8 protein-coding genes are annotated in these 10,426 nt (G+C 66.1%); 3 read left to right on the top strand and 5 right to left on the bottom strand.

What is annotated here, in order from left to right:
- Nucleotides 1–215 precede the first annotated feature (215 nt).
- The 3 genes from IB229_RS17915 (at nt 216) to IB229_RS17905 (ending at nt 5,209) form a co-directional block, all read left to right on the top strand.
- Nucleotides 216–1,565 carry a TolC family outer membrane protein gene (locus tag IB229_RS17915; protein WP_192331262.1) on the top strand — a complete coding sequence of 450 codons (1,350 nt, stop codon included), beginning with the start codon at nt 216–218 and terminating at the stop codon, nt 1,563–1,565.
- Nucleotides 1,566–1,689: 124 nt separating this feature from the next.
- Nucleotides 1,690–3,846, top strand: a complete 2,157-nt coding sequence (locus IB229_RS17910) for a type I secretion system permease/ATPase (protein WP_192331261.1) — start codon at nt 1,690–1,692, stop codon at nt 3,844–3,846.
- A gap of 73 nt (nt 3,847–3,919) precedes the next feature.
- A complete protein-coding gene (locus IB229_RS17905) occupies nt 3,920–5,209 on the top strand; it encodes an HlyD family type I secretion periplasmic adaptor subunit (protein ID WP_192331607.1) in 1,290 nt (429 codons plus the stop codon).
- A 161-nt stretch (nt 5,210–5,370) separates the two neighbouring features.
- Here IB229_RS17905 and mmsB read toward each other — a convergent pair whose 3' ends face one another.
- The 5 genes from mmsB to IB229_RS17880 form a co-directional block, all read right to left on the bottom strand.
- The gene (gene mmsB, locus IB229_RS17900) at nt 5,371–6,255 is read right to left on the bottom strand and encodes a 3-hydroxyisobutyrate dehydrogenase (RefSeq protein WP_192331260.1); all 885 of its coding nucleotides are present in this window, start codon (nt 6,253–6,255) and stop codon (nt 5,371–5,373) included.
- Between the two features lie 38 nt (nt 6,256–6,293).
- The gene (locus IB229_RS17895; RefSeq protein ID WP_192331259.1) at nt 6,294–7,124 is read right to left on the bottom strand and encodes an isocitrate lyase/PEP mutase family protein; all 831 of its coding nucleotides are present in this window, start codon (nt 7,122–7,124) and stop codon (nt 6,294–6,296) included.
- A gap of 1 nt (nt 7,125) precedes the next feature.
- Nucleotides 7,126–8,229, bottom strand: coding sequence for an enoyl-CoA hydratase/isomerase family protein (locus IB229_RS17890; protein WP_192331258.1), 1,104 nt, complete (start codon nt 8,227–8,229; stop codon nt 7,126–7,128).
- A gap of 68 nt (nt 8,230–8,297) precedes the next feature.
- On the bottom strand, nt 8,298–9,116 hold the full coding sequence (locus IB229_RS17885) for an enoyl-CoA hydratase (RefSeq protein ID WP_192331257.1): 819 nt from the start codon (nt 9,114–9,116) through the stop codon (nt 8,298–8,300).
- 146 nt (nt 9,117–9,262) lie between these two features.
- Entirely contained in the window at nt 9,263–10,426 is a 1,164-nt protein-coding gene (locus IB229_RS17880) for an acyl-CoA dehydrogenase family protein (protein ID WP_192331256.1), read from the bottom strand.

Below are 10,426 nucleotides of genomic sequence, written 5' to 3'. Positions count from 1 at the left end.
CGATTTGGAATTGATAATATGCCAAAGTATTGACCGCTCGCTGATGATCATAAACAATCGCCACCCCTGATGTCACTTTGATATCGATAAGTTTATTTTGTGAACTGCGTCGCTTTAATGCGGCGGCTTAATCAGCGCCATTAATAAGGGGCTTTTAAGCGACTTTTCAGCTGCGCCTACCCGTCTTGCCACTGCACTAGGGACTTTCATTCATCATGCGTTTTTCATCCGTCGCGTTGCCGTTGATCTTCACTCTTTCTCTTTCTGCCCAGGCTCAGACACTGAGCGAAGCCATCCAGGGTGCCCTGGAAAACCATCCGGAGATCCAGGCCGGCGTAAATGCCCGTTTGTCCGTGGAAGAACAGATGAATGTAGCCAAGGGCGGCTACCTTCCGCGAGTCGACCTGCTGGCCGGTTATGGCCGCGAAGGAACCGACAGTCCGGGCACTCGCGGTGGTGGTGATCATTCCTATGAAACCCTGACGCGCGGCGAGTCCAGCCTGCGCTTGCAGCAGATGCTGTTCGACGGTTTTGCCACCAAGAGTGAGGTCGCTCGCCAGCGTGCCACCGTCAACGCGCGCGCCTATGAACTGATGGGGACTTCCGAGCGCACCGCGCTGGATGTAGTGCGTGCCTACATCGACGTGATCAACCGTGAAGAGATGGTGCGTCTGGCGCAGAACAACCTGAGCAGCCACGAGCGTATCTACGACCAGATCTCCCTGCGCAGCGAGCGCGGCGTCGGGCGCATGGCTGACCTCGACCAGGCCGAAGCGCGTCTGGCGCAGGCGCGCAACAACCTGATCACCGAGCAGACCAACCTCGCCGATGCGCGGGTCAACTACTACAGCGTGGTGGGTCTCGAGCCGACCGAACTGAGCCTGCCGGCCGGCCTGCTGGGCCAACTGCCGGCGGACCTGCAGGCTGCGCGCAGTGAAATGCTCGCCAACAACCCGCTGCTGCGCTCCGCCGAGGCCGACGTTAAGGCCACCGAGCAGCAGTACGAAGCCGCCAAGTCGCCGTTCTACCCGCGTTTCGACGCCGAGCTGTCGCACGGTGCCGACAACAACATCGATGGCGTGACCGGTCACTCGAACGAATGGCAGGCGATGGTGCGCATGCGCTACAACCTGTTTGCCGGTGGCAGCAACAAGGCCGACCTGCAATCCAAGGCACACCTGACCAACCAGGCGATGGACATCCGTAACAACGCCCTGCGGGTTCTCAACGAGGAACTGGGCCTGGCCTGGAACGCCCTGGAAAATGCCCGTCAGCAACTGCCCATCGCGCAACAGTACGTCGACCACAGCAGCCGCGTGCGTGAGTCCTACCAGAAGCAATTCAGCCTCGGCGAGCGCACCTTGCTCGACCTGCTGGACAGCGAGAACGAGCTGTTCACTGCATCTCGTCGACTGGAAGAAGTTCGCTTCACGGAGCTGTTTACTCAGTACCGCATCAAGGCCACCATAGGCGCGCTGCTCAAGAGTCAGGGCGTGGTTGCACCGATGGCCTCCGCACCGCTGGACGAGATCCAGACCGAAGCGACGCTGCCAGGTCTGAACTGAGTCCCTCGCCGGCCGATGCATCGCGAGCCACACCCGTGCAAGGTTCCAGACCTTGCGCTGGTGGGTTCCGGTCTATGCTCCCCGTGGCTTTGAGTCAGCTTTCCCCGGCGCAAGAGTGACCCCTGTGGCAGTAGATATCAGTCAGACCCAGACCCGTAGCGACCCTCGGGACCGCTATGACGATCCACTGCTGGACAGCTTGCTGTCGCTTTGCCTCCTGCATCAGAAGTCGGTCAGCCGCGCCATGCTGACGGCGGGGTTGCCGTTACCCGAACAACGCCTGAGTGCCGATCTGCTGCCGCGCGCTGCTGCGCGTGCCGGCCTGCAGGGGCGCTGGCTGCGCCGCGACCTGCAGCAGATTCCGGCCATCGCCATGCCCGCGCTGCTGTTGCTGCGCGACGGGCGCAGCGCCTTGCTGCTGGGCTGGGACGAGGAGAAGCGTGCCCGGGTCATGCCCTGCGAGAGCGAGGGCGGCGAAGTGCTGGTCAGCCTGGAAGCGCTGAACGACGATTACAGTGGCCAGGTGTTCTTCGCCCAGCCGCAGCACAAATTCGATCTCAACCGCGGCGAGCTGATTCCGCGTACCACGTCCTGGTTTCGCGACACCCTCAAGCGTTCGCGCTGGCTGTATGTCGACGCCGTCGCCGCCAGCCTGCTGATCAACCTGATCGGCCTGGTCACGCCACTGTTCGTGATGAACGTCTACGACCGCGTCGTGCCCAACCAAGCTGCTGCCACCTTGTGGGTGCTGGCCATCGGTGTGACCGGCGCCTTCGCCTTCGACCTGCTGCTGAAGACCCTGCGCAGCCTGTGCCTGGACCTGGCCGGCAAGAAGACCGACCTGATCATTTCCGCCACGCTGTTCGAACGCATCGCCGGCATGTCCATGAAGTACCGCCCTGCGCGGGTCGGCAGCTTCGCGCAGAACATCCATGAGTTTCAGTCGCTGCGCGACTTCCTCGCTTCGCTGACGATGACCAGCATCATTGACCTGCCGTTCACCATCCTGATCCTCGCGGTGATCGCCATGCTCGGCGGTCACCTGGTGTGGATTCCGCTGCTGGCATTCCCCTTGGCGGCCTTGATCAGCTGGAGCCTGCAGCGCCCGATGGCGGAAACCATGGAGCGCACCATGGCGCTGGCCGCCGAGCGCCAGTCGAGCCTGATCGAAACCCTGTCCGGCCTCGATGCGGTCAAGGTCAACAACGCCGAGAGCGAGCGCCAGTACCTGTGGGAGCAGACCATCGGCACGCTGAGTCGCCTCGAACTGCGCGTGCGCATGCTGTCGAGCCTGGCGATGAACGCCACCGTGCTGCTGCAGCAGATGGCCGGGGTGATCGTCATCGTCTTTGGCGTGTACCAGATCATCGACGGCAACCTGAGCATGGGTGGCCTGATCGCCTGCTACATGCTCAGCGGCCGCGCACTCGGCCCGCTGACGCAGATGTCCGGCCTGCTCACCCGCTACCAGCAGGCGCGCGTCACCATGGGCTCGGTCAACCAGATGATGGACCTGCCGCAGGAGCGCCAGCCCGACGAGCGCCCGCTCAAGCGCCAGGCGCTGCAGGGTGCCATCGAATTCCGCCAGCTGGATTTCCATTATCCGGACCAGCAGCAGGCCGCGCTGAAGAACATCAACCTGGTGGTTCGCCCCGGCGAGAAGATCGGCATCATCGGCCGCAGCGGCTCGGGCAAGAGCTCGCTGGCCAAGCTGATCGTCGGCCTGCACCAGGCCGATTCCGGCAGCTTGCTGGTGGATGGCATCGACGTGCGCCAGCTGGACGTCAGCGACCTGCGCCACAACATCGGCTACGTGCCGCAGGACATCCAGCTGTTCTCCGGCACCTTGCGCGACAACCTGATGTCCGGCGCCCGCTATGTCGAAGACGAGCTGGTCCTGCAGGCGTCCGAGCTGGCCGGCGTGCACGAGTTCGTACGGCTGCACGCCAAGGGCTACGAGCTGCAGGTTGGCGAGCGGGGTCAGAACCTTTCCGGTGGTCAGCGGCAGAACGTGGCGCTGGCCCGTGCGCTGTTGCTCGATCCGCCGATCCTGCTGCTGGACGAGCCGACCAGCGCCATGGACAACCCTGGTGAAGAGCGCCTCAAGCAGCGCCTGAGCGCGGTGATCGGCAGCAAGACCCTGCTGCTGGTCACGCACCGTTCCTCGATGCTGTCGCTGGTGGACCGGCTGATCATCGTCGACCGTGGCGAAATCATCGCCGACGGCCCGAAAAGCACGGTCATGGAAGCGCTGAAGAAGGGGCAGATCAGTGTCGGCTAAGGACAACGTCAACAGCGCCAAGCGTTCCATCGGCGCCTACTTTGGCAAGCGCGCGGGGCAGGGCGACGAGCCCATGCCGGAAGTCGGCAAGGCGCTGATCGAGGATGCGCCACGGGTCATCCGCCTGACCATCTGGGGGCTCATCGGCTTCGTCGCGTTCTGCCTGATCTGGGCCCACTTCGCCAAGATCGACGAGGTGACCCGCGGCGACGGCAAGGCCATTCCCTCATCCAAGCTGCAGAAGATCCAGAACCTCGAGGGCGGCATCGTCGCCCAGCTGTTCGTGCGCGAAGGGCAGATCGTCGAAGTCGGCGATCCGCTGCTGCGCCTGGACGACACCCGCTTCGCTTCCAACGTTGGCGAGACCGAGGCTGACCGCCTGTCGCTGCTGATGCGCGTCGAGCGCCTGAGCGCCGAAGTGGCCGGGCGCGAGCTGCAGATTACCGACGAGGTGCGCAGCAAGGCGCCGGGCCTGGCGGAAAGCGAGACCGCGCTGTTCGTCAGCCGCCAGCAGCAACTGAAGGACGAGATCGCCGGCCTCGAAGAGCAGTTGATCCAGCGTCAGCAGGAGCTTCGCGAGTTCGCCTCCAAGCAGGGTCAGTACCGCAACAGCCTCAACCTGCTGCGCCAGGAAATCCAGATGTCCGAGCCGCTGGTGGCCGAGGGGGCGATTTCCCAGGTGGAAGTGTTGCGCCTCAAGCGCGCCGAAGTGGAAAGCCGCGGCCAGCTCGAAGCCACCACGCTGGCCATCCCGCGCGCCGAGTCGGCGATCAAGGAAGTGCAGCGCAAGGTTGACGAGACCCGCGGGCGTTTTCGCAGTGATGCGCTGACCGAGCTGAACGAGGCGCGTACCGAACTGAGCAAGATCCAGTCGACTGGCAAGGCGCTGGAGGATCGGGTCAACCGCACCCTGGTCACCTCACCGGTGCGCGGTATCGTCAAGCAGCTGCTGGTCAACACCATCGGTGGCGTCATCCAGCCGGGCAGCGATCTGGTGGAAATCGTGCCGTTGGACGACACGCTGCTGGTCGAGGCGCGCATCCGTCCGCAGGACATCGCCTTCCTTCATCCGGGGCAGAAGGCGGTGGTCAAGTTCACCGCCTACGACTACACCATCTACGGCGGCCTGCAGGGCAAGCTGGAGCAGATCGGTGCCGACACCATCACCGATGAAGAAGGCAACAGCTTCTACCTGATCCAGCTGCGCACCGACCGCAGCCATTTGGGCACAGACGAGCATCCGCTGCTGATCATCCCCGGCATGGTGGCCTCGGTGGACATCATCACCGGCAAGAAGAGCATCCTCAGCTACCTGCTCAAACCGATCATCCGTGCACGCGCCGAGGCACTGCGCGAGCGGTGATCACGTACCGGAAAAGAGCAACGCCGCAGCAGTGCGGCGTTTTCATTGGTGGGCACGCCGTGTTGGTCGTTTCCCTCACTCTGCGCAGCGGCGCCCACCATGCCAATCGTTGTTATGCGGTGCGCATGGCGCCGACTACGGCCAGCGGGGCGTGTCAAACGCTACTCGACGAACAGCTTCTGCACTGCCGAGAAGTCCAGCTTGCCGTCGCCTTGCTTGAGCAGCATGCGGTACAGCTGCAGGGCGAGGGCGCCCATCGGTGTGCTGCTGGCCGTGGCCTGGGCGGCTTCCTGGGCCAGGCCGAGGTCCTTGGTCATCAGCTCGGCCATGAAGCCGCCGCTGTAACCCTTGGAGGCCGGGGCGTTCTCCATCACCCCAGGCCAGGGGTTGTACTTCTCCAGGGTCCAGTTGCCACCGGAACTCTGGCGCATGATCTCGGCCAGCACCGCCGGGTCGAGGCCGCTGGCCACGCCCAGGGCCAGGGCTTCGGCGGTGCCGATCATCTGCACCGCGAGCAGCTGGTTGTTGCACACCTTGGCTACCTGGCCGGCACCGTCGGGGCCGGCGTGGAAGATGTTGCGGCCCATAGCATCGAGGATCGGCCGGGCCTTCTCCAGGGCTTCGGCCTTGCCGCCGACCATGAAGGTCAGGGTGCCGGCCGTGGCGCCTGCCGTGCCGCCGGACACCGGCGCGTCGAGCAGGGCGATGCCGCGTGCGGCGGCTGCGGCGTGGACCTTGCGTGCGGAATCCGGGGCGATGGTCGAGCACTCCAGCACCAGGGTGCCGGGGGTGATCTGCGTCAGCAGGCCCTGGTCGCCCAGGTACAGGCCTTCGACGTGGCGACTGGCCGGCAGCATGCTCACCACCACGGCCGCGTCGCGCACGGCATCGGCGGCGTCGCGCGCAGGCGTTGCGCCTTCGCCCGCCAGTTCCTCCACCGCTGCCGTGACCAGGTCGAACACGCGCAGGCGGTGGCCGGCCTTGAGCAGGTTGCGGGCCATGGGCAGGCCCATGTGGCCGAGGCCGATGAAGGCAATCGTGGTCATTGTTGTTCTCCTTGCCGGGGTGGATGAGGGATCGCGGATCACGTCTCGAACAGGGCGTTGACGCGGGCAAACGGGGCGGCCTGCTCGGCAAAGTCGAAGGTGCCATGGCTGTGCACTTCCTCAGCGGCGCGCAGGAAGGCGCCGAAGGCGGCGCGGGCCAGGGAGGAGCCGAGGCTGACGCGTTTGACGCCCAGTGCGCTCAGCTCGGCGACCGAGAAACGCGCGGCAGCCAGGCCCATGACCACGTTGACCGGCGTGGGCGCGACAGCGCGTACCACCGCCTCGATCTGCTCCGCGGTGGTCAGGCCGGGGGCGAACAGCACGTCGGCGCCGGCCTCGGCGTAGGCCTGCAGGCGACGGATGGTGTCGTCGAGATCGGCACGGCCGTGAAGGAAGTTTTCCGCCCGGGCACAGAGCAGAAAGGGGAAGGGCAGGCTGCGTGCGGCGGCGACGGCAGCCTGGATACGCTCGACCGCCAGTTCGAAGGGGTAGATCGGTGCATCGGGCCGGCCGCTGGCGTCTTCGATCGAGCCGCCGACCAGGCCGGCGCGGGCGGCCAGGATGATGGTTTCAGCGCAATCGGCGGGGCTGTCGCCGAAACCGTTTTCCAGGTCCGCGGCCACCGGCAGGCCCGTGGCTTCGATGATCGCCCGCGCATTGGCCAGGGTTTCTTCGCGGCTCACGCGGTTGGCGCCATCGGCGCGACCGAGGCTGAAGGCCAGCCCGGCGCTGGTGGTGGCCAGTGCCTCGAAGCCGAGACCGGCCAGGGCCTTGGCCGAACCGGCGTCCCAGGGGTTGGGCAAGACGAAGCAGCCCTCGCGCTGATGCAGGGCCTGGAAGGCCAGGGCGCGTTGCAGTTGGGCGGACATGCTAGAGGTCCGCCAGCGGGTGGCCGCCGTCCCAGGCCGGGGCGAAGTGCGCGTCGACCACCGCGGCGGGGATGCTCGCCACGTCCGGCCAGTGCCAGCGAGGCGTCTGGTCCTTGTCGATCAGCCGTGCACGCACGCCCTCGGGGAATTCCGGGTGGCTGCAGCAGTTCAGGCTCATGGCGTATTCCATGCGGAACACCTCGGCCAGCGACAGGTGCCTGGCGCGGGCGATCTGCTGCCACACCAGGTGCGCGGAGAGCGGGCAGCCGGCGGCGACGGTCTTGCCGGCGCGGGCCAGCAGGCCGTCTTCGTCGTCGTGCAGGGCGGTGAGGGCGTGGCAGGCGGCCGGCAGGTCGCCGACGTCGAGTAGCGCATCGATGCGCGCGCGGCGCGGCAGCCACTGCGCGGGCGGCAAGTCGTCGCGGGCTTCGTGTTCCAGCGCGCGCAACAGGCTGTTGAGCTGTGCCGGGGCCTGTTCCTGCCAGTTCATCTGCACCAGGCCTTCGATCAGCACCTCCTGCTGGGCGTCGTGCAGGAAGCGGTCGGCGAGGTCGAGGTCGAGGGCATCGCGGGCGTTGATGGTGCTGGCGGTGAGGCCAAGGAACAGGCCGAGCTTGCCTGGCAGGCGGGCGAGGAACCAGCTGCCGCCGACATCCGGGTAGAGGCCGATGTTGATCTCCGGCATGCCCAGGCGGCTGCCGGGGGTGACGATGCGCACGCTGGCCCCCTGCATCAGGCCCATGCCGCCGCCCAGCACGTGGCCGTGGGCCCAGCAGATCAGCGGTTTCGTATAGGTGTGGATGAGGTGGTCGAGGCGGTATTCGTCGGCGAAGAAGCGCCGTGCCAGCGGCGGGATTTCACCGGGGTGGGCGCGGCACTGTTCGACCAGTTGCACCACGTCGCCACCGGCGCAGAAGGCCTTGGGTCCGTTGCCGCGCAGCAGCACACAGGCAATGTGCTCGTCCTCGGCCCACTGGCGCAGCTTGGCGTTCAGCGCCTCGATCATTGGCAGGGTCAGGGCGTTGAGGCTCTTTTCCGCATCCAGGCTGGCGATGCCGATGCGGTAGCCGTGCAGGCCGGGGCGTTCTTCGAAGTGCACGTTCATGTTCGGTTCCATCATGGGGTGGAGGCGCGGGCTCCACCGTGCGTGGTTCGGGGCCCTGTGGGCTCGGATTATTTGTTGCGCCAGTGCGCGTCGCGTTTTTCCAGGAAGGCGTTGACCCCTTCGCGGGTGTCGTCGGCGTCGAACAGGTCGACGAAGCGCTCGCGCTCCTCGGGCAGCCAGGTGTTCGCGCCCCGCTCGCGGGCGCCCTGGATCAGCGGCTTGATGGTGCGCACCGCCACCGGGCTTTGCCGTGCGACCTTGGCCGCCAGCAGCAGGGCATGGCCGCGTGCTTCACCGGTGTCGACCACCTGCTCGACCAGGCCGATGCGCAGCGCGGTTTCCGCGTCGATGCGCTCGCCGCAGAGGATCATGCGCTTGGCCCAGCCTTCGCCGACCAGCCAGGGCAGCGCCTGGGTGCCGCCGGCGCAGGGCAACAGGCCCACGGTGGCTTCCGGCAGGGCCATCTGCGCCTGACGTTCGGCGATGCGGATATCGCAGGCCAGGGCGCATTCCAGGCCGCCGCCCATGGCGTAGCCGTTGATCGCGGCAATCGACACACCGCGGAAATCACGCAGCGCCTCGAAGGCTTCGCCGAAGCGCCGGGCCATCTCGCGGGCACGGCCCTTGTCGCCATCGGCGAACAGGTTGAGGTCGGCGCCGGCGCTGAAGAACTTGCCGCCCTGGCCGGTCACCACCAGGGCGTAGATGTCGTCGTCGCGGTTGAGGTGTTCGATCAGCTGCTTGAGGCCGATCAGCGAGTCGCGGTCCCAGGTGTTGGCCGGCGGGTGGTTGATGGTGATCAGCGCGGTGTGGCCGTGCTTCTCCACGGTGAGCTTGTGGGTCAGGTCGAAGACGCCGGGTTTGTAGGCTTCGATGGCGTTGCTCATGAATATCCTCACAACGGTCTGCGTTTGTAGGAGCCAGCTTGCTGGCGATCCTGGCTAGCGAAGTCGATACCTGCAGGGCACTGATCGCCAGCAAGCTGGCTCCTACAGGTGCGGTGTTGCCTGCGGTTCAACAGCCTAATCAAAGGCTACAACAGGCGATCGAGCAGGCCGCCCTGATCCAGCAGGCGGCGGGCGATGATCACCCGCATGATCTCGTTGGTGCCTTCCAGAATCTGGTGCACACGGCTGTCGCGCACCCAGCGCTCCAGCGGGTAGTCGTTGAGGTAACCGTAGCCGCCGTGCAGCTGCAAGGCCTGGTTGCACAGGTCGAAGCAGTGGTCGGTGGCAAACCGCTTGGCCATCGCGCAGTACAGGCTGGCCTCGGCATGGCCGTGATCGAGCTTGTGGGCGGCCAGGCGCACCATCTGCCGGCTGGCGGTGAGGTCGGTGAGCATGTCGGCCAGCTTGAACTGCAGGGCCTGGAATTCGCTGAGTGCCTTGCCGAACTGCTTGCGCTCCTCGACGTAGCGCAGCGACTGCTCCAGCGCCGCCTGGGCCGCGCCGAGCGAGCAGCTGGCGATGTTGATGCGCCCACCGTCCAGGCCCTTCATGGCGTAGACGAAGCCCTGGCCTTCCGGACCGATGCGGTTGCCCGCCGGGATGCGCACGCCCTCGAAGGTGATGGTACGGGTCGGCTGCGCGCGCCAGCCCATCTTCAGTTCGTTGCGCCCGTACTTCACGCCCGGCGCGTCGCCCGGTACCAGGAAGCAGGACACACCCTTGGCGCCGTCCTCGCCGGTGCGCGCCATGACGATCAGCACATCGGTGCTACCGGCGCCGGAGATGAAGCACTTGCTGCCGTCGAGCACATAGTCGTCGCCGTCACGCCTGGCGCGGGTGCGCAGGCGCGCGGCGTCGGAGCCGGCGTCCGGTTCGGTCAGGCAGTAGGAGGCCAGCAGCTCGCCGCTGGCCAGGCGCGGCAGCCAGGCGTCTTTCAACGCCTGATCGGCGAACGAGGCGAGCATCCACGAAGCCATGTTGTGGATGGTCAGGAACGCCGTGGTGGCCACGCAGCCGGCGGAGAGCTGTTCGAAGATCAGCGAGCTGGACAGCCGCGACAGGCCGAGGCCGCCATCCTCTTCCTTGAGGTACAGGGCCAGGTAACCCTGTTCGGCGGCGCGCTTGATCACGTCCACCGGGAAGTGATGGTCGCGGTCCCAGTCGGCCGCGTGTGGCGCCAGCTCCCGCGCGGCGAAGGCGCGGGCGCTGTCGACCAGCAGGCGTTGTTCTTCGGTCAGCTCAAAGTCCAT

This window comes from Pseudomonas sp. PDM14, assembly GCF_014851905.1.
Classification (GTDB): Bacteria; Pseudomonadota; Gammaproteobacteria; order Pseudomonadales; family Pseudomonadaceae; genus Aquipseudomonas.
This window is presented reverse-complemented; position numbering and strand designations above follow the sequence as displayed.